The sequence below is a fragment of the Methylobacterium sp. J-118 genome (assembly GCF_057836565.1).
In genome coordinates, this window is the sequence record NZ_JBYQFA010000001.1 from 361,230 (window position 1) to 380,000 (window position 18,771).

Annotated in this window: 15 protein-coding genes (1 of these 15 cut by a window edge); 5 read left to right on the forward strand and 10 right to left on the reverse strand. The window is 72.3% G+C overall.

Going from position 1 to position 18,771, the window contains the following annotated elements; all coding sequences use genetic code 11:
* Positions 1-25: 25 nt before the first annotated feature.
* From AC3IF3_RS01705 to rfbC, 6 genes are all read right to left on the reverse strand, one after another.
* Positions 26-910 carry an SGNH/GDSL hydrolase family protein gene (locus AC3IF3_RS01705; protein ID WP_489226955.1) on the reverse strand — a complete coding sequence of 295 codons (885 nt, stop codon included), beginning with the start codon at positions 908-910 and terminating at the stop codon, positions 26-28.
* On the reverse strand, positions 871-1,968 hold the full coding sequence (locus AC3IF3_RS01710) for an OpgC family protein (protein WP_243968031.1): 1,098 nt from the start codon (positions 1,966-1,968) through the stop codon (positions 871-873). The genes AC3IF3_RS01705 and AC3IF3_RS01710 overlap by 40 nt, the downstream gene beginning before the upstream one ends.
* Before the next feature lie 290 nt (positions 1,969-2,258).
* On the reverse strand, positions 2,259-3,149 hold the full coding sequence (gene rfbA / locus AC3IF3_RS01715; protein WP_489226957.1) for a glucose-1-phosphate thymidylyltransferase RfbA: 891 nt from the start codon (positions 3,147-3,149) through the stop codon (positions 2,259-2,261).
* The gene (gene rfbD / locus AC3IF3_RS01720; protein WP_489226959.1) at positions 3,146-4,051 is read right to left on the reverse strand and encodes a dTDP-4-dehydrorhamnose reductase; all 906 of its coding nucleotides are present in this window, start codon (positions 4,049-4,051) and stop codon (positions 3,146-3,148) included. The genes rfbA and rfbD overlap by 4 nt, the downstream gene beginning before the upstream one ends.
* Positions 4,051-5,100 carry a dTDP-glucose 4,6-dehydratase gene (gene rfbB, locus AC3IF3_RS01725; RefSeq protein ID WP_489226961.1) on the reverse strand — a complete coding sequence of 350 codons (1,050 nt, stop codon included), beginning with the start codon at positions 5,098-5,100 and terminating at the stop codon, positions 4,051-4,053. Before rfbB ends, rfbD begins: the two co-directional genes overlap by 1 nt.
* An 86-nt stretch (positions 5,101-5,186) precedes the next feature.
* Positions 5,187-5,738: a dTDP-4-dehydrorhamnose 3,5-epimerase gene (rfbC, locus tag AC3IF3_RS01730; protein WP_489226963.1), complete on the reverse strand. Its 552-nt coding sequence runs from the start codon at positions 5,736-5,738 to the stop codon at positions 5,187-5,189.
* A gap of 170 nt (positions 5,739-5,908) precedes the next feature.
* On the opposite strand from rfbC, the gene AC3IF3_RS01735 reads away from it, so the two are divergent.
* Positions 5,909-6,823 (forward strand): DUF6925 family protein, encoded by a 915-nt coding sequence (locus AC3IF3_RS01735; RefSeq protein ID WP_489226964.1) that lies wholly within the window; start codon positions 5,909-5,911, stop codon positions 6,821-6,823.
* A 68-nt stretch (positions 6,824-6,891) separates the two neighbouring features.
* Here the strand turns inward: AC3IF3_RS01735 and queE are convergent, their stop codons facing one another.
* Positions 6,892-7,524: a 7-carboxy-7-deazaguanine synthase gene (gene queE / locus AC3IF3_RS01740; protein WP_489226966.1), complete on the reverse strand. Its 633-nt coding sequence runs from the start codon at positions 7,522-7,524 to the stop codon at positions 6,892-6,894.
* Between the two features lie 256 nt (positions 7,525-7,780).
* Between queE and AC3IF3_RS01745 the strand changes: the two genes are divergently transcribed.
* From AC3IF3_RS01745 to AC3IF3_RS01760, 4 genes are all read left to right on the forward strand, one after another.
* Positions 7,781-9,268 carry a D-alanyl-D-alanine carboxypeptidase family protein gene (locus tag AC3IF3_RS01745; RefSeq protein WP_489226967.1) on the forward strand — a complete coding sequence of 496 codons (1,488 nt, stop codon included), beginning with the start codon at positions 7,781-7,783 and terminating at the stop codon, positions 9,266-9,268.
* Between the two features lie 60 nt (positions 9,269-9,328).
* A complete protein-coding gene (locus tag AC3IF3_RS01750; RefSeq protein WP_489226969.1) occupies positions 9,329-10,423 on the forward strand; it encodes a CobW family GTP-binding protein in 1,095 nt (364 codons plus the stop codon).
* 106 nt (positions 10,424-10,529) lie between these two features.
* On the forward strand, positions 10,530-11,378 hold the full coding sequence (locus AC3IF3_RS01755; protein WP_489226971.1) for a hypothetical protein: 849 nt from the start codon (positions 10,530-10,532) through the stop codon (positions 11,376-11,378).
* 64 nt (positions 11,379-11,442) lie between these two features.
* Entirely contained in the window at positions 11,443-12,153 is a 711-nt protein-coding gene (locus tag AC3IF3_RS01760; protein ID WP_489219486.1) for an endonuclease III domain-containing protein, read from the forward strand.
* A 6-nt stretch (positions 12,154-12,159) separates the two neighbouring features.
* Here the strand turns inward: AC3IF3_RS01760 and AC3IF3_RS01765 are convergent, their stop codons facing one another.
* The 3 genes from AC3IF3_RS01765 to AC3IF3_RS01775 all read right to left on the reverse strand — a co-directional run.
* Positions 12,160-12,477, reverse strand: coding sequence for an HPr family phosphocarrier protein (locus AC3IF3_RS01765; RefSeq protein WP_243968046.1), 318 nt, complete (start codon positions 12,475-12,477; stop codon positions 12,160-12,162).
* A gap of 220 nt (positions 12,478-12,697) precedes the next feature.
* A complete protein-coding gene (locus AC3IF3_RS01770) occupies positions 12,698-17,053 on the reverse strand; it encodes a translocation/assembly module TamB domain-containing protein (RefSeq protein WP_489226973.1) in 4,356 nt (1,451 codons plus the stop codon).
* On the reverse strand, positions 17,054-18,771 hold the 3' portion of the coding sequence (locus AC3IF3_RS01775; protein WP_489226975.1) for an autotransporter assembly complex protein TamA. Its footprint extends 199 nt past the window's final position; only the last 1,718 of its 1,917 coding nucleotides appear in the window; the start codon falls outside the window, past its right edge — the gene reads right to left on this strand; it ends in the stop codon at positions 17,054-17,056. It abuts the gene before it with no gap.

Genomic DNA, 18,771 nt, shown 5'->3' on the forward strand with positions numbered 1-18,771 from the left:
GGGAGGCCGACCTCTGGTTGTCGGTCTAGCCCGGCGCGCCTTGCGGCCCGGTTAAGGGCGGTGCGGCCGGATCGGGCTTGGGCTCCGGGGGCGCCTCGGTCCGCGCCAGCGAGGTGACGATGGTCAGGGCCACGTGCTCGGCCATGCAGCGCAGGCCGAGATCGTTGAGCCGGAACTGGCGACCGAGCATGTGGCCCTCGCCCCGGTCGCTGCGGCTCGACAGGTAGTGCAGCGCCTCGTAGCGCCGCACCAGGGGCACCTGCTGCTGGGTCGCCACAGTCCGCACCGCCTCGACGATCCGGTTGTAATCCACGTCCGCGGCCATGCTGGCGGTGTAGATCGGGTCGACCAGGACCACGTCGATCCCGTGGGACCGGATCCAGGCGACGGCTTCGGTGAGCGCCCCCTCGAAGGCCTCGGCATCGACGCGGGCGATGGCGTCGTGGGTGCCCACCTGCCAGATCACGAGATCGGGCTCGGCCTCGACCACCATGGTGCGCAGGCGCTCGGCGGCCCCGGAGGCGACCTCGCCCGGGAGGCCGCGATGATCGATCACCACGTCGACCTTCGGCAGCGCCCGTTCCAGGGCAGCCTCCAGCTTGGCCGGATAGGAGGCCGACGCTCCCGGTGCCGCGGAGCCGCCGATCGCCAGCAGCTTCAGGGGCCGGTTCTCGGCCAGGGCCGCCTTGACGGCCCCCAGTTGCGCCGCCGCGTAGAGCTGCGCGCCCGGCACCCGGCATTCCTGGGACAGTCCGGGCTCGCCCGCCCCGGGATCGGCGACCTGCTCCGCCTGCGCCGGGCCGGCGAGGAGCAGGCTTAGGATCAGGGACAGCCTCGGACGGGCGGCGCGCCCGGCGCGCGCGGCCGGGCTCACGGGCGCGGCCTCGGAGACCTGTTGCGGGTACGCCATTCGACGAACCATGCCGTGAAACCCAGCCCGATCACACCCGTGCCGGCGACCAGCATGTCGATCAGCAGGCCGCCGCCGGTCTGAAAACGCACGAGCTGTCCGATCAGACTCAGGATCGAGCCCATTGAGAAGACAGCCAGGGAGTTTCGTCCCAGCTGCGTGAGATAGCCCACGATGTGGCCAAGGCGGGGGGCGAGCAATGCGTACAGGGGGGCAAACGCCAACAATACCCCCAGGAAATGCACCAGCCGCGCCGGGGTCAGGTAGGTTTTCTCGAAGGTGAACAGCAGGCGCGGCGACGGCACCAGCATCGGATCCGGCCGAATCTCCGCCACGGAAAGCACAATCCCCGCGACGACGATGGCGATGCCGGCCGGGAACAAGCGGCGCGACCAGCGGCGCAGCACGTCGGAGCGGAGGTTCCAGCGCTGCAGCACGAAGCCCAGCACCAGAAGCACCTGCCAGCAGAGGGGATCGAAGAACCAGTCCCCCTCCCCGGGCCAGGAGGGCAGGTTCCACTCGAAGACGAGGCTGGCGGCGTAGAGTCCCCCGGACAGGACCAGGGCCGCGACGAGGCTGACGCGGCCGACCAGCACGAAGACCGGCGCGACGCCGATCAGCAGCACGTAGAGCGGCAGGATGTTGAAAAAACCGAGCTGGTAGGTCAGCAGCGCCATGCCGCAGACCGACTGGATCGGATCCGCGAAGAAGCCGCCGGCATTGTGCCATTCGAGGATCAGCGGATTGTCGAGCAGGAGGGCTGCCCCCGCGATGATGGCCAGCGCCAGGAGCATGACGGTGAGCTGCGCCCGGTAGACCTCGACGGTCCGGGCCAGCAGCCGCACCACGCTCTTGCCGGGGGGCTCCGGAACCCCGTCGCGGCCCCGGGTGGCGATGCCGATCGACCAGCCCGCCAGGAACACGAACAGCTCGGCGGCGTCCGAGATGCCGTATTGTGAGAAGGTGTAGCGCTCGAAGGTGTTGCCCGGGATGTGGTTGATGAAGATCGTCACCAGGGCGAAACCGCGCCAGAAGTCGATCGCGTTGGGGTCCCGCATCGGGGCGGCGGCTCCGGGGTTCGACGCGTCCGCGCGGCGGCGGCGGGTTCGCGGACCCTGATACGGCGCCGCGTCGGGTCTGCAAAGGCGAACAAAGCGGGAGACCGCGCGGCGGGTCCAAGCGGGGCGGTCACACCCGCGTGACGCGCCGCCATCGGGGACAAAGGGTCCGCCGGGTCACGGTGCGGGGGTCGCTCTCACGACAGGCCCGCTCGCCGGGCGCTGGGTCAGACGTCCCTTCCCCATGTCACAACGCGCGCCCGCGGGTTGTGCCGACCGGACGGGCGGGATCAGCGCAGGGCGCGCTCGTCGTCGCTCTCCCGGGCGAGGCGCAGCAGGTTCTGGCCGTAATTGGTCTTGGCGAACATCTCGCCGCGGGCCACCAGCTGCTCGCGGGTGATGAAGTTCTGGAGATAGGCGATCTCCTCCAGGCAGGCGACCTGAAGCCCCTGGCGGTGCTGGAGGGTGCGGACGAACTCGCTCGCCTCCAGGAGGCTGTCGTGGGTCCCCGTGTCGAGCCAGGCATAGCCGCGGGACATGCGCTCCACGTGCAGCTGCCCGCGCTCGAGATAGACCTCGTTGACGCTGGTGATCTCCAGCTCGCCGCGGGGCGAGGGCTTCACGTCGGCGGCGATGTCGAGGACCTGGTTGTCGTAGAAATACAGGCCGGTCACCGCCCAGGTCGAATCCGGGTTCTGCGGCTTCTCGACGATCCGGGTCGGGCGCCCGGTCTTGTCGAGGCTGACCACGCCGTAGGCCTGGGGATTGTCCACGTGGTAGGCGAAGACCGTGGCCCCCTGCTTGCGCGCCGCGGCCCGCGCCAGCAACGCGCCCATGCCGGCGCCGAAGAACAGGTTGTCGCCGAGGATCAGCGCCACGTCGTCGGTGCCGACGAAGTCGCGGCCGATCACGAAGGCCTGGGCGAGGCCCTCCGGCCGGGGCTGCAGGGCATAGGAGAATCGCAGGCCGAACTGCTCGCCGGTGCCGAACAGGCGCTTGTAATTGTCGAGGTGTTCCGGCGACGAGATGATCAGGATCTCGCGGATGCCGGTAAGCATCAGCACCGAGACCGGATAGTAGATCATCGGCTTGTCGTAGACCGGCAGGAGCTGCTTGTTGATCGACAGCGTGGCCGGGTGCAGCCGCGTACCGGAGCCGCCGGCCAGAACGATGCCCTTCATGGCTTGGATACTCCCTCGCGAACCGGCCCGACGAGCCGGTTCAGGATGTCGTCGAGCGCCGCCTGCCAGGGCCGCGGGGCGATGCCGTAGGCGGCCGTGAGGCTGTCGGTGGACAGGCGCGAATTGGCCGGCCGCCGGGCCGGGGTCGGATAGGCGGCGGTCGGGATGCCCTCGACCGGGATGGAGCGGCCGCCGCGCCGGGCCCCGCCGGCGACGATCGCCTCGGCGAAGCCGCGCCACGTCGTGTCGCCCGCGTTGACGCAGTGGAACGTGCCGATGGGCGCCTGCGCGTCGGTCGCCATGCGCTGCGCGATCGTGGCCAGGGCGGTGGCGAGGTCGGCCGCGGAGGTCGGGCAGCCGTGCTGGTCGTCGACCACCGTCAGGGCGTCGCGCTCGCCGGCGAGCCGGAGCATCGTCTTGACGAAGTTGCCCCGGTGCGGGCTCACCACCCAGGCGGTCCGGACGATGGCGTGGCGCGGGTTGGCGGTGCGCACCGCGAGTTCGCCCGCGGCCTTGCTGGCCCCGTAGACGCTCTGCGGGTCGATGGGGGCGTCGGGGGCGTAGGCCCCGTCCGGCTTCGTGCCGGCGAAGACGTAGTCGGTCGAGACGTGGACGAGGGGGATCTTGCGCTCGGCCGTCGCCGCCGCCAGGATCGCCGGGGCCAGCGCGTTGAGGCGCCACGCCGCCACAACCTCGGACTCGGCCTTGTCGACCGCGGTGTAGGCAGCGGTGTTGATCACCACCCGGTACGCGCGGCTATCGAGCGCCGCCGCCACGGCCGCCGGGTCGGTGATGTCGAGCGCGGTGCGGCTCGGCGCGTGCACCGACATGCCGTCCGGCCAGGCCAGGGCCTGCAGCTCGGTGCCGACCTGGCCGCCGCCGCCGAGGACGAGGACCTCCATCAGGTGTTCAGCCCCAGGCGCTCGCCCTTGTAGCGGCCCTCGCGGATCGGGCGCCACCAGCTCTCGTTGTCGAGGTACCAGGCGACGGTCGCCTCGAGCGCCTGCTCGAAGGTCTTCTGCGGGCGCCAGCCGAGCTCGGTCTCGGCCTTGGTGCAGTCGATGGCATAGCGCCGGTCATGGCCCGGGCGGTCGGCGACGAAGCTGATCAGCTTCTCGTGCGGGGCGTTCTCCGGGCGCAGACGGTCGAAGGCCGCGCAGAGCGCCTTCACCACCGCCAGGTTGTTGCGCACCGCCCGGCCGCCGAGCAGGTAGGTCTGGCCGACCCGGCCGCGCTCCAGCACGGCGACGAGGCCCTTGGCGTGGTCCTCGACGTGGATCCAGTCGCGCTCGTTCTGGCCGTCGCCGTAGACCGGCAGCGCCTTGCCCTCCAGGGCATTGAGGATCATCAGCGGGATCAGCTTCTCGGGGAAGTGACGCGGCCCGTAATTGTTGGAGCAGTTGGTCACCAGCACCGGCAGGCCGTAGGTCTCGTGCCAGGCCCGCGCCAGGTGATCGGAGGCCGCCTTCGAGGCCGAGTACGGCGAGCGCGGGTCGTAGCGGCTCTCCTCGGTGAAGAACGCATCCGGCGGCAGCGAGCCGTAGACCTCGTCGGTGGAGACGTGGAGGAACCGGAAGCTCTTTTTGTCCGCCTCCGGCAGGGATTCATAATACCCGCGGGCCCCGTCCAGCATCGTCTGGGTGCCGATCACGTTGGTGCGCACGAAGGCGCCCGGATCGGTGATCGAGCGGTCGACGTGGCTCTCGGCGGCGAGGTGCATCACGGCCTGGGGGCGGAACTCGGCCAACGCCGTCTGCACGGCGGCGCGGTCGCAGATATCGGCCTCGACCCGGCGGTGGCGCGGGTTGTCGGCGAGCGGCGCCAGGGAGATTGGATTGGCCGCATAGGTCATCGCGTCGAAGGTGCAGACCTCGTGGCCGAGATCCTCGACGAGGTGCAGCACCAGCGCCGAGCCGATGAAGCCGCAGCCTCCGGTCACCAGGATGCGCATGGCGGATTACCTCCTCGGACGGGTCGGAAACGGGATGGCGGGGCAGCAGAAGGCTGCGCGCCGTGACAAAATTACGGCTTGGCCGGTCAAAAGGCGCGCCCGAGCTCGGTGAGCCGGGGGGCGCGGCGGTCCTTGTCGGACAGGATCGCACCATCGCCCGAGACCGGCCACGGGATCCCGATCTCGGGATCGTTCCAGGCGAGCGACCGGTCGTGCTCGGGGCTGTAATAGTCGTCGACCTTGTAGGCGACCATCACGTCGGGCGTGAGGGTGCAGAAGCCGTGGGCGAAGCCGTGCGGGATGAAGAGCTGCGTGCCCGTCTTGGCGTCGAGGGTCACGGCTACGAACCTGCCGAAGGTCGGCGAGGCGCTGCGGATATCGACCGCCACGTCCAGGATCGCGCCCTGCAGCACGCGGATGAGCTTGGCTTGGGCGCGCGGGGCGATCTGGAAGTGAAGGCCGCGGATCGTGCCCTGCGGGGCCGAGAAGGATTGGTTGTCCTGAACGAAGGTGTTGGCGATGCCGGCCCGCCCCAGCGCGTCCACCCGGAACGTCTCGGAGAACCAGCCGCGCGCATCGCCCAGGCGCTTGGGCACGATGCGCTTCACGTCCGGGATCTCGGTCTCGATGACGTCCATACCAGCGCCCTTCCCGCGGGTCCCGTGGCGCGGCGGGCGTCTTCGCGCTGCTCGTTCCCAGCCGGGCGCCCGCGTCGCCGAACTCTACCGCGACGATCGACCCGCGACTTCCGGTCATTCGCGGGCCATGTCAAGGCGTAGCGCCTACGATGCCGAACGCGGGGAAACCGATGAGGGGCCGATCGGGGCAATCCCTGCCGACCCTGTTGCGGTTGCAGCTTGCCGACCCGGATTGCACTTGGAGTCTCGGCAGCTACGGCGCCATCGCGGTCTTCCGCCGGGATCCCGGCGAGCCGGCGCGGCCCCTCGATGACGGCCGCCTCGGGTGCGCAACGGACCGCGGCGCGGTCGCGCTCGCTCCGCCATCGGATCTCAGGCCCGTCGCCTACGAGACCGGCTTCGCGAGCGGATGGAGCCAGGCGGTCGCGCTCTGCCTGCCGGCGGCGGCCTGCGCGATGGGGCAGCGCGCGGTGCTGACCGAGCTGGGGCCCGACGCCGCCGCAGTCCGTCCGCAGGATCGCGATGGGATCCTGTTCGATCTCGGCCTCGGACTTGCGGCGGCCGATGCCTGTGTGCGCGTGACCGATCCGGCCCTGATCGACCGGCTCCGCGCCGGGGCCGGTCGGCCGATCTTGCTGCCGGACAATCCGGTCGTCGCGGCCCTCGCCGCATCGAGCCCGCACCGGGTCTTCCTCGCCCGCGCCGGGCGGATCGAGGTCTACACGGCGATCCCGCCGCCCGGCGGGATCGCCGTTCCCGGGCCGCACAGCCATATCCTGCCGAAGCTGCTTCGACTGCGGCGCACGCACGCCGCCACTGCGCCGATCCCGAAAGGCTGGGTGCCCATCGGGGCGCTGCACCCGGCCCATCCCGCCAAGGACGGGACCGGCCGGCCGATCCCGTTCGACGCGGCGCGTCACCGGGCGTTCGGGGGCCTCCTTGCGGACTGGGGCGATCCCGGGCTCACCGCCCTCCGGACCGCTGTCCTGTCCGGCGAGACCCCCGACCCGGCTGCGGCAAACGGACGGTTCGCGCGCTCGGCGATCCGGGCCGCCTCGGCCCAGCGCGCGGCCATGGGCGATTGATGTCCCGAGATTCGTCCGGGGCTCCGGCTGGCATGGCGTGGCCGGACGGCCCGATGCACCGCCGAAGCTCAGGGAATCCCGATCATCTTGTGGGTCTGGAGCGAGAGGCGCCAGCGGGCGTCGCTCCGGCAATACGCGATCGCGGCCTCGGTGCTGGCGATCCGGCCCGGCCCGTCCAGGGGCTGGAGGAAGCGGTGGCGGAAATCGAGGCCGACGAAGTCCGCGGGGTCGGCATCCACCTGCGGATAGACGAGCTTCAACTCGTGGCCGGTCCGCTGCACGAGGGGGTTGGCTCCCTTCGGGCTGACGCAGATCCAGTCGATGCCGGGGGGGGCCGGCAGCGTGCCGTTGGTCTCGATGGCGATCTCGAAGCCCTGCGCGTGCACCGCCTCGATCAGGGGCGCGTCGAGCTGGAGCAGCGGTTCACCGCCGGTGAAGACGACGTAGCGGTTCTCGGGACCGCCCAGCCAGGTCGCCGCGACGGAGGCGGCGAGGGCGGCCGCGTCGGCGAAGCGCCCGCCGCCCTCCCCGTCGAGACCGACGAAATCCGTGTCGCAGAATCGGCAGGCCGCCGCGGCCCGGTCCGCCTCGCGCCCGGACCAGAGGTTGCACCCGGCGAAGCGGCAGAACACCGCCGCGCGACCCGCCTGGGCGCCCTCCCCCTGAAGGGTGTGGAAGATTTCCTTGACCGCGTAACTCACTGCCGTTCCAGCCACCGTCTCGCGCGCCGCACGCTCCGCAGATAGGCGGTGCGCGCGTCCCGGACCACTGACAACCACGCCGCGCAGGGTCCCGGTGCGCTCTCGCCTTGCTCTTGCCACGGTGCCCTCGTTGATGCCGAGATGCAGCGCGGCGGTCGAATTCGGCTGCCCGGGTTGCGCCTCCCTCCGGCCCGCGGCCGGAATAGCGGCGCCTGGCGGCGTCGATCCTGGCGATCCTCTGACGAGTCGGGCCTGAATGTCCTCTTCTCTCTTCCGGCGTCTCGCCGTCGGGCTTGCGGCGCTGACAGGTGTGCTCGGAGCGAGCCTGGCCGGAATCCGCGCGGCGGATGCGGTGACGGTACCGATCCTCGTCGCCGACGTGGATTCGGGCAAGGTGCTCTACGCGCAAGCGCCGACCGACCCCTGGTATCCGGCCTCGATCACGAAGCTGATGACCACCTACGTCGCCCTCGACCTCGTGCGGCAGGGCAAGGTCTCGCTCGATTCGATGATCACCATCTCGGCCGCCGCCACCGCCGAGCCGCCCTCCAAGATGGGCTTCAAGCCCGGGACACAGCTCACCCTCGACAACGCCCTCAAGATCATCATGGTCAAGTCGGCCAACGACATCGCCTACGCGATCGGCGAGAACCTCGGCGGCTCGATCGACAACTTCGCCACCCTGATGAACGAGACCGCCCAGCGGATCGGTATGCACGACAGCCATTGGTACAATCCCAACGGCCTGCCTGATCCGCGCCAGTGGACCTCGGCCCGCGACATGGCGGTGCTGGCCCGGGCGCTGATCCGCGACTTCCCGGAGTCCCACGACCTGTTCTCGATCTCGGCGATCCAGTTCGGCCGTGCGGTGATGGCGAACCACAACGGCCTGCTCGGGCGCTATCCCGGCACCGACGGGATGAAGACCGGCTTCATCTGCTCGGGCGGCTTCAACGTTGTGGCCACAGCCACCCGCAACGGCCGGCGGATCGTCACCATCGTGATGGGGCAGCCGAGCCCGCGCGAGCGCGACGTGAAGGCCGCCGACCTGTTCGACTACGCCTTCGCCCAGAGTGCCGGCTGGACCAGCCCGACGCTGGACGCGCTGCCGGCCTCAGCGCTCTCCGCGCCGCCGGACATGCGTCCCTTCGTCTGCGGCGGCAAGAAGCCCCCGGCGATCGAGGACGGGCCCGGCGCGCTCAATGCCCCCGGCTCCGCGGCACAGCTGATCGGCGGGGCCGCGGCGAACTCGCCGGCCCTGGCGCTCGCCGCCTTCTCCAACCCGGCCCTGCGTGCGCGCAGCCTGCCGCCGCGGGCGCCCCTGCAGCCGATCGCCGTCTGGATCGGCCGCAACCCGGCCGAGGGTCAGCAGATCATAGACGCGCAGGAGGCCGAGCAGAAGGCCGCCGTCGCCAACAGCCGGGCCGCCAAGCTCGAAGCCGCCAAGGCCAGGCGCCTCGCGGCGCTGGAGGCGGCCAAGCAGGCCCGCGCGGCGCGCGCGGAACAGGCGCAGGCGGCCAAGGCCACGGCCAAGACCCCGGCCGCCAAGGTCGCCGCGAAGGCGGCCCATCCCCTCCCCCACGCGGCGAGCGCCTACACCGCCGTGGAGACACCGACGATGCCGGAGGCCAAACCCGGCAAGGGCCTGTCGAAGCCTGCGCCGAAAGCCGCCGCCCATAAGGCCGCTCCCGCCAAGGCCGCAGCCAAGAAGCCGGCCGCCAAGAAGGCCGCGTCCGACGAATAGGCGCCCCTGTCCTGCCCCGCCGCGTTGCCGCGGGTGCCGGGAAACCCCACCTCGACGCTCATGTCATCCAGCCCTGCGCCCGTCCCCGATCCGCGACGCCCGGAGCCGATCCCGCTCACGGTGCTCACCGGCTTCCTCGGCGCCGGCAAGACCACGCTGCTGAACCGGCTGCTGCGCGATCCGGCGCTCGCCGACACGGTGGTGATCGTCAACGAGTTCGGCGCGATCGGTCTCGATCACCTGCTGATCGAGACCGTCGACGAGGACATGATCCTCCTGGGCGCCGGCTGCCTGTGCTGCACGGTGCGGGGCGACCTGATCGCGACCCTGGAGGATCTGCTGCGCAAGCGCGACAACGGCCGGATCCGGCCGTTCCGCCGCGTGATCATCGAGACCACCGGCCTCGCCGATCCGGCGCCGATCCTGCACGCGCTGATCTACCATCCCTATCTCGTGCTCCGGTACCGGCTTCAGGCCGTGGTGACCGTGGTCGATGCAGTCACGGGTTCGGCAACCCTCTACGCCCATCCCGAGGCCGTGCGGCAGGCGGCGGTCGCGGACCGCATCGTCCTCTCCAAGGCCGATCTCGCGGACGACGTGTCCGGGATCCGCGCCCGCCTCGCCGCGCTCAACCCCGCGGCCCCGATCGTCGCGCCGGACGCCCCCGCCGAGGTGCTGCTCGGCGGGCTGTTCGGCCTCGACGGCAAGGGCGCGGACGTGCGGGCATGGCTCGGCGACGCAATCCGGGCCGAGGCGGATCACCGGGATCCCGAGGTCAACCGGCACGATGCGTCGATCCAGGCCGTCTGCCTGACGAGCGCGGCGCCCGTACCGCGTCCCGCCTTCGAGATGTTCATGGACCTGCTGCGCTCGGGCCACGGGCCGAAGCTGTTGCGGCTCAAGGGCATCGTGGCGCTCGCCGACGATCCCGAACGGCCGCTGGTGGTCCACGGCGTCCAGCACGTGTTCCACGCCCCCCTGACCCTCCCGGCCTGGCCGGATCCCGACCACACGTCCCGGCTCGTGCTGATCCTGCGGGACCTCGACCCCGCCTTCGTCCAGCGGCTGTGGGACGCGTTCCTCGGCCGCCCGCGCGTCGATGCCCCGGATGCCGCCGCGCTCACCGACAATCCCCTGGCGATCCCCGGTCCCTGACGCCGCACCGGCGCGGCATCGGCTTTGAAGCGTGCGCCCCGAGCGGCGCTTCGGAGGCGCCGATGCGTCCCGATATGGGACGAAGCGTCGAGAGGCAGGACACGCGATGGCGCCACGCTTCACCGTGATACAGGGCGGCCTGTCCGGGAGGCCCGAGCCGCGTCCCGCGCAGGCCCCGGATCGGCCGTCGGTGATGCGGGTCGATCTCCACCGCCCCGGTGGCGTGGATGCGGACGCAATTTCCGCGTGGCGGGCCATGCTGGTCCGGAACGCGGTGATCGATCCGCTCCGCGACCCCGATCATCTGCTGCCGCTCGCCCAGCACCGTCCCGCGGGCCGTCGGGTCGCGGTCGCCCTCGCGTGGAGCCGCGACGTCGAAACCGGGCGCGAGGCACTGCACGGCGTGGTGCCGCTGGCAATGCCGCATCCGGTCTGGGGCGGTGGCGCCCGTCCCTGGCAGCCGGTCGAATCCGAAGCCGCCGCCCTGGTCGAGCAGGCCGCCGCGGAGGCCGTCGATCGGGCGTTGCGGGCCCGGCTCGCGGCGCTGCGCCGCTCGATCCGCCTCGTCGGCGCGGTCGAGCCCGTTGGGATCCCGGTGGCGAACCGTCCCGCCCTCGCGGCGAGCCGTCGGGCGTGGTCCCGGCCGGTTCCGTCGGAGCGCCTCATGGGTGTCCGCCCCGTGGGCTGGCAGGCACCCGCCTCGGAGATGCACGCGGTGACCGCGCCGGACGCCGTGCGCGACGCGGTCGAGACCTTTCTCACGCTCGACGCCCGCACGGCGGAGCGGCCGATCATCGCCGATCCGGCGGAGGCGTCCCTGGTCCGTGTGGTCAGCCGCCTCTTCGCCCGGCGGGGCGCCCTGCGGGTCGAGTTCCTGCGCCGGGCCGGCGCGATCGTCGCCGGCACGCTCCATCTCGGGACCGGCGCGGCCTCCGTGCCCTGGCGGCGGGCCTGAACGGTCAATCGGCCGCGGACGGCCGGGCCTGTCGGGGCACCGATCCGAACGCTAGCTGCCCGGCATGGCGCGCGACACCCTTCACGGCCTCCGATCGACCCCGCGCCGCGTCGGCGCCGCGCCGGAGGGATCGTCCGACGGCCATGATGCCGATCGGGTCGCGGCCGTGATGGCGCGGCTGGCGGAGGCCGACCCGGATCCGAAAGCCGGCTTCGACCGCAGCGACCCGTATCGCCTCCTCGTGACCGTCCTGCTCTCCGCCCAGTCCACCGGCCCGACGGTCGCCCGGATCGCGGAGGCGCTGTTCACGGAAGTCCGGGATCCCGCCGGCATGGTGGCTTTGGGCGAGGCCCGGATCACCGAGATCATCCGGCCGGTCGGGCTCGGGCCCTCGAAGGCGCGCAACATCGTCAAGCTGTCGGCGGCCCTGATCGCGGAGTTCGGCGGCGCCGTGCCGCCCAGGTCCATCGACATGCGCCGCCTCCCGGGCATCGGCCGCAAGAGCGCCGAGGTCACGGCGAACTTCGCCTTCCACGAGCCGGTGATCGCGGTCGACACCCATGTGTTCCGGGTTTCGAACCGGATCCCGCTCGCCCCCGGTGCTACCGTCGATGCGGTCGCCGACGGTCTCGCCCGGATCGTGCCGGAGCGGTTCAAGGACGGCGCCCATGTCTGGCTGTTCCGTCACGGCCGCGATACCTGCACGGCCCGGAAACCCGCCTGCCCACGATGCCCGGTCTCGGACCTGTGCACCTGGCCGGGCAAGACGACCTGAGCGCGCCTACTCGTCCTCGCCGAACCGGTTGGCGACCAGTGCCGCGATGGCGTCGAGGCAGGCTTCGGCGTCCTGCCCCACGGCAGTGACGGCGATCTGCGTCCCCATGGCGGCGCCCAGGGTCAGGAGCCCCATGATCGAGCGCCCGCCCACGGTCTCGCCCGCCCGGGTCACCGTAACCGCGGCATCGTAGCGCTCCACGGTCTGCACGAACTTGGCGGAGGCCCGGGCGTGCAGGCCGCGCCGGTTGATGATCGGCAGCCTGCGCAGGATCCCGCCCTCCGGAACCGGGGGATCGTCATCCGTCTCGAAAAGGTCGTCCATCGCCCGTAATATGTCCCGCCCGATCCGCGGTCGTCGAAGCCGCTTGTGACCACGCTAGCGCATCGCTCCGGATAGCGGAACCGGCACGGGGCGCTACCGTTTTGATTCGCATCGCGTTTTGCTGGAGACGGCGGACCGCGCTCCGGGCCGATAAGTCCGGATGCGCCAGGACCGCGGGATCAGCGCCGCCGATGAGGCGCGGTGCGGTGTCGGCGGCCGTTCACCACTCGTATTCGGCGCCGACGCCGAGGCTGGTTCGGCCGTCGCTGCCCGCCTCGCCCTTCAGCTTGATCCGCCGGGTAACGTCGAAATCCACCCCGACCGCGGTGTCGGCGGGTTTGGCGCCGGCCTTCACGCCGACGCTGACCCGGTCCGAGATGTAGCGCGAGGCGCCGAGCGCCGGGCCGCCGCTGGACCCCGTGGAGACGTCGAGGCTGTCGAGGCCGAGGCCCTTGCGCGCCTGCTCGAACACGTCCGGACCGGCGGCGCCGCCGGAGAGCTGGGCAACGGCCTGCGCGAGCTGCAGGGCCTGGAACGGCGACAATCCGCCCGCCGCCTTCTTGAACAGCAGACGCGACAGGATCTCGTCCTGCGGCAGCACCGGATCGGAGGTCAGGGCGAATTGCGGCGCGTCCGCCGGCCCGGTCACCGCGACGCGGGCGGTCACGTCGCCGGCCTTGGTCTCGGCGGCGAAATCGAGGTCCGGGGTCGTCAGGCTGCCCGCGAAGCTGACCCGTCCGCGGCTGAAGTCGAGACGTTGCCCGACGAGGTCGAGGCGACCGCGCCGCATCGCGAAGGCGCCGACCGCGTTGGGGGCCAGCGAGGTGCCGGTCACCCGGAGGGCGCCGCCGAGCTCGGCATCGATGCCGCGCCCGCGCACGAAGATGCGGCTCGGGGCATCGACCGCGACGTCGAGTGTGGCGTCGAACGGCACAACGGGTTTCTTCGGTCTCCGCCCGGGCGCAGCCGCGACCCGCGGTCCGGCCCGCTGCGCCAGGCGTGCGCGCGCCTCCGGCGGCGTGTTGACGTGGCGCACCCCCGGCAGGGGCCGCACGGTCGCGGGCAGCCGGTCCGGCACGGCGACATCGATTGACGCGATGTCGACCCGGCCGGAGATCCGCGGCGTCCGCGCCAGCGGGCCGGCGAGGGTGAGGTCGAGGCTCGACACGGCGGTCATCAGCGGGCTCGACACCAGTTCGGCCCTGTCGGCGAGGACGCGGAACTGCCCGGGGAAATCCGGCTCCAGCGCCACGCGGCCCGTCACCGAGACGCGGCCGCCGTTGCGGGTCGCCGCGGTCAGGTGCTCGACCACGAGGCTGTCGCCCCGGCCGGTCACCCGCCCCTCGATTTCGGTGAGCCGGATGCCGTTGAGCGGATCGGTGAAGCTGCCGGCGGTCAGGGTTGCCGCGCCCTGCGCCCGCGGGGCCGCGAGCGTGCCGGTGACGCCGCCATCGATGGCGACCTTCCCGGCGACGCTCTGGCCCCCGACGCTGAGCAGGGAGTTGGCGAGCGCCGCGTCGAGAATGCCCTTGGCACGGAGGTCGAGCGCGCCACCGGCCTCGACCGGGATCCGGCCGGCCACCGTCAGGGCGACGCCCCGCCCCGCCGTTACCCGGCCGTCGAGGCTCGCCTGCCCATCGGCCAACGTGCCCCGGGCGCTGGCATCCACCGGCGGCAGGCTCGCCTGCCGGGTCTGCGGCGCCGTGAGCTTCGAGACCGTGAGGGCGTAGCGGCCCTCCGGCATGTCCGCCGGCCCGTGCAGGTCCGCCTCCCCGTCGAGACTCCCCGACAGGGCGAGATCCGGTGCGGCGATCCGGGCGAGGGACAGCGGCAGCGCCCGGATCGCCACGCGCAGGTCGAGGTCGCGCCCGGCCCGGCCCGTCACCCAGATCCGGCCGGAGCCCGCCGCGACAGTCAACCCGTCGATCACCGCGCCGCCGTCCCTGAGGGTGATGACGGCCGGTCCGGCCAGGGCGAAGCGGTCGCTTCCGCGGGCGGCCGAGAGAGCCTTGAGCTCGATGCGGGTGTCGTCGGCCGGAACGATGCGGGCCGCCCCGTCGAGGCCGAAGCCGCGGGCCCTGGCGGTCAGCGTGACGTCGCTGAAGGCGGGGCTGCCGTCGGCGACGAGGCGGAGGGCGTCGATCTGCTGGCCGGCGGCGAGCAGCCGGTCGGCCTCCAGGCGCCCGTCGAGGATCGGATGGGCGCGCAGGTCGCGGCCCCTCAGGTCGGCATCGAGCCGCGCCAGGGCGTAGGTGCCGTAGCGCAGGCCCGCGCCGGTCGCCCGGATCGCCGCATCCTGGCGACCGCCGTCGCGGGCGAGGGTCACGGCCGCGTCGAGGCGGCCGGCCATCGGTTCCGGGGCGAGGGGCGCGATATCCTCAAGGCTGGCAGCCCGCACCGTGAGCGATCCGGCCGAAAGCCAGGTCTCGGCCGCAACCGTAGCACTGCCCGCCACCGCCACCGAGCCGAGGTTCAGTGCGAGCCGGTCGAGCGCCCAGTCGGGTCCCACGCGCGCGCCATGGGCATCGCCGGTCAGGGCCTTGCCGGCCACGGTGCCGGAGAGCCGAACGCTGCCGTCCGGCGCCAGAAGCGCATCCTTGACGAGGGCCTCGACCCGCAGGTCGCGGATCGGCTTGCCGTCGGCCGTGGCGGCGGGCGCCGTGAGCGTCGCCGCGAGGTCCGGATGCTCGAGGGAACCGGTGAGGCGCGCGTCGATGCCGGCGCGCCCGGTGAGGCGATTGTCCAGATCCGCGAGGCTCCGGAGCTCGAGGCGGCCGCCGACATCGGCCAACTCCGAGGTCGCTTCGCCCTGGAGGGTGGCGGAGAGGCCCTGCCCCTCCAGGCGCAGATGATCGAACCCATACCCGTCGTAGGAGCGCGACACCCGCCCCTGCAGCGAAGGCGTTCGGCCGAGGACCCGGTCGGCCGCCGCGATCCCGGTCGCGAGGCCGGTCGTGGCGACGGTGAGATCGGCGGCGACGGCCTTCCGGGCCGGGTCGCCACTCAGCCGCGCCTTGGCGTCGAGGGAACCCGCGAGCCCGCGCCCGGCGAGGCCGGAGAACACCGCGAGATCCGGGACAACCGCATCCAGCGTACCGGTCAGCGTGTTCTGCCCGATACGGCCGGCATAGCCGGCCCGGGCGGTCTCGGAGTCGAGCCGGAGCGTCGCGACATCGATCACCCCATCCGGCCCGGCCGCCGCCCGGAGCGTGAGCTGTGCCCGGCTTCCGACGGCCCGCCGCAGGGCCGGATCGGCCAGCCGCAGGCCCTCGACCTTCCCGTCCGCGGCGATGGCGAAGCGCCGCGCAGTCGGATCGCCCTGCGGCGCCACGTCCAGGCGTGCCTCGATCCGATCCAGGGCGGAGTCGCGGCCGCGCAGGCCGGCCGCGTCGAGGCCGCCGCGGATGGTCGGCGCCGCGATGGGTCCCTTGAGGCTGCCGTCGAAGGTGAGCTTGGCGATCTCGGCTTCGCCCGCCCGGGTCATGCCGCCCTCGGTGGGCAGGGCGCGGGCCTGGAGGATGAGGTCCGCGACCCGGTCCGCGGTGAGGCTGCCCCCGGCGGTGAGCTTGGCGGTCCGGGAGGTCAGGTCCAGCCGGTCGATCCGGAAGGCGCCGCTATCAGCGAAGGCGAACCCGCCCGCGAGCTGCGTGGTGCCCGCGAATACCGCGGCGGCCGGACCGGGCACCAGGCCCTCAATGCGCGCCGCGAGGTCGAGGGCGAGCCGCCGTTCGGCGCCGATCCGCGAGATCTTGGCACCGCCCTTCGCGCCGATCTCCGGACCGGCGGCGAAATCGAGCTTGGCGGCCCACGCGTCGAGCGTGCCCGTCCCGTCGAGGTCGAAATCGATCGGCGGCGTGCCGGGAATGTTGGCGGCCTTCGAGAGCAGGCCCCCGGCGGGCTCCACGAGGTTCGCCTTCAGCTCCAGGCGGTCGCCAGCCGGCACGTAGAGCAGGCTGAGCAGGAAGCGCCCGGCGGCGTCGAGGCGCTGCGCCCGGGCCGTGAGGTCCAGCCCCTCGCTCGCCGCGCCGAGCCGGGCGCGCCCCTCTGTGGACAGGCGGGCAGCCTGCCCGGCGACCGGTTCACCGAGGACCAGTTCCGCGAGCCGGAAGCCCTTGATCTCGACCTTCACGGGGAAATCCGGCAGGAGCTTGCCGTCCGGCTTGGCCTCCGGCGGGGTCGGTCCGGGGATCGGCCGCCGCAGCACCTCCAGGCGCCCGATCTCCAGGCTGTCCACCTCCAGCCGTCCCGAGAGCAGGGCCAGGCGGCGCCAGACGATGCGCGCCTTGTCGAGCTTCAGCCAGACGCCGTCGCGGTCGCTCAGGGCGACGTCCCGGATGGTGGCGTCAGACGACAGGGCGCCGTCGACCGCGCCGATCGCCACCCGCGACGACGGCGTGGACAGCGCCCGGGACAGGAGGCCGCCGAGCACGGACTTGTCGCCCGCGTCGGCGTGCGTGCGCGTCACGGTTCCGGCGAGCAGGACGGCGAGCCAGACCAGCGCGCCGATGACGCCCAGCCCCTGCCCGAGGGCGAAGACCGGCCGCCGCGCTCCGTCCCGCCCGCTGCAATCCGCCATTCAGAATGCCTGCCCCAGGCTGAGATACAGGACCGCCGGACGCACGTGGCCGCCCTTGTAGGGATCGAGCGGGAACGCGAGATCCGCGCGGATCGGGCCGATCCCGGTGTAGTAGCGCAGGCCGATGCCGACCGATTTCCGGATTGTCTCCTTGAAATCCGGCAGCGCGGAGGCGAAGGCGGTCCCCGCGTCGAAGAACGGCACCACGCCGATCGTGTCGGTGACCTTGATGCGGGCTTCGACGGACGCCTCCAGCAGGCTGCGGCCGCCGATCGGCAGGTTGTACGGCCCGATCGGCCCGAGGGTGCGATAGGGATAGCCGCGCACGGAGCCGCCGCCGCCGGCGAAGAACCGGAAATTGTCCGGGATCTCGCCGAGCGGCGCCCCGGAGACCGAACCGAATCCGACCCGCCCGGCCAGGATGTACCGGGCCTCGTCGTCGAAGGCGTAGTAGGTCGAGCCCTGCGCCTTGGCGACGAGGATGCCGGGGGATGAGATCGCCCCGGGATAGGCGGCGAGCGACGCGATCGCCCGCACCCCGCGGGTTGGATCGAGGAGGCTGTCGGTGGAATCGTAGGTCACCGAAGCCGGCACGCCGATCAGCCGGTAGTTGACGGTTCCGAGCGCATCCTTCGAGCGACCCGCCTGCCCGTCGAGCCCGATCTGGGCCGCGAACGTGTCGGAGAACCGGTGCCGGATCGCCACCGAGGCGCCGCCGCCATCGACCAGATAGCTCTGCTGCACCTCGCGGGTGACGAAGGCGTTGGCCAGCAGATCGTTGCGGCTGCCCCACAGGGCCGGCTGCACGTAGGTGGCCGAGAGGCGGCCGCCGAAGCCGTTGGTTCCGATCCCGGCGATCTTGCGCTGGGTGGCGAACGGGTCGTTGCCGAGGCCGAGATAGTAGATGTCGGCATCGAGGCGGAAGGTCTCGCCGCCGCCGAACAGGTTGCGGTTGGCGTAATAGGCCCGCACCCCCGGCCCATCGACCGTGGAGTAGCGCGCCGACACGCCGATGAGGTTGCGCTCCCGCTCGCTCAGCTCGACGAACAGCGGCAGGTTGCCGTCGGGGTCGAGGGCGGCGGCTTCCCGGACGCGCACGCCGCCGATCCCCTCGATGCGGGCGACCGACCGGCGGATCGCCGCCACCGCCTGCGGTGAATACGGGTCGCCCGGCTCGGCATAGATGAAGGAGCGGATCGTGGCCGGATCGATACCGGGGGCACCGCTCACAGCCACCGGACCGAGGCCGGCCACCGGGCCGGGATCGATCGTGAAGGTCACGTCCATGACGTGGGCCGTGTCGTCGACCACCGGGTCGCGGGCGATCGCCTTGGCGAAGGGATGCCCCCGGCCCCGGAACTGATCGACGATCCGGGCTTCGCGCGCCAGGATCGTGGCCGAACGCGCCGGACCGTCCGCGTCGACGCGCGTGATCCGCGCGGGCAGTACGTCCTCGGGGAAGGGTCGTCCCGCGGGGTCGCGGACCACGATCCGACGCACGTGATAGAGGGGGCCGAGATCCACGGCGATCCGGACCGGCACGAGCCCGCGGTTGCGCCACGCCTCGGCGGCGCGAACCGCCGGGGCGGCCTGATCGGTCACCGGAGCGCTGTCGATCCGGATCGCCACGGTGCCCTGGTAATAGCCGTAGCCCGACAGGACGTCGGTGAGCTTGGGTCGGTCCGTCTCGGCCCGGCGCAGGAGCCCCTCCCCGTCCG

Excerpts from the sequence above, each read along its gene's own strand:
- AC3IF3_RS01705 (WP_489226955.1), bottom strand. The coding sequence starts at position 910 with ATGGCGTACCCGCAACAGGTCTCCGAGGCCGCGCCCGTGAGCCCGGCC.
- AC3IF3_RS01710 (WP_243968031.1), bottom strand. The coding sequence starts at position 1,968 with ATGCGGGACCCCAACGCGATCGACTTCTGGCGCGGTTTCGCCCTGGTG.
- rfbA (WP_489226957.1), bottom strand. The coding sequence starts at position 3,149 with ATGAAGGGCATCGTTCTGGCCGGCGGCTCCGGTACGCGGCTGCACCCG.
- rfbD (WP_489226959.1), bottom strand. The coding sequence starts at position 4,051 with ATGGAGGTCCTCGTCCTCGGCGGCGGCGGCCAGGTCGGCACCGAGCTG.
- rfbB (WP_489226961.1), bottom strand. The coding sequence starts at position 5,100 with ATGCGCATCCTGGTGACCGGAGGCTGCGGCTTCATCGGCTCGGCGCTG.
- rfbC (WP_489226963.1), bottom strand. The coding sequence starts at position 5,738 with ATGGACGTCATCGAGACCGAGATCCCGGACGTGAAGCGCATCGTGCCC.
- AC3IF3_RS01735 (WP_489226964.1), top strand. The coding sequence starts at position 5,909 with ATGAGGGGCCGATCGGGGCAATCCCTGCCGACCCTGTTGCGGTTGCAG.
- AC3IF3_RS01745 (WP_489226967.1), top strand. The coding sequence starts at position 7,781 with ATGTCCTCTTCTCTCTTCCGGCGTCTCGCCGTCGGGCTTGCGGCGCTG.
- AC3IF3_RS01750 (WP_489226969.1), top strand. The coding sequence starts at position 9,329 with ATGTCATCCAGCCCTGCGCCCGTCCCCGATCCGCGACGCCCGGAGCCG.
- AC3IF3_RS01755 (WP_489226971.1), top strand. The coding sequence starts at position 10,530 with ATGGCGCCACGCTTCACCGTGATACAGGGCGGCCTGTCCGGGAGGCCC.
- AC3IF3_RS01760 (WP_489219486.1), top strand. The coding sequence starts at position 11,443 with ATGGCGCGCGACACCCTTCACGGCCTCCGATCGACCCCGCGCCGCGTC.
- AC3IF3_RS01765 (WP_243968046.1), bottom strand. The coding sequence starts at position 12,477 with ATGGACGACCTTTTCGAGACGGATGACGATCCCCCGGTTCCGGAGGGC.
- AC3IF3_RS01770 (WP_489226973.1), bottom strand. The coding sequence starts at position 17,053 with ATGGCGGATTGCAGCGGGCGGGACGGAGCGCGGCGGCCGGTCTTCGCC.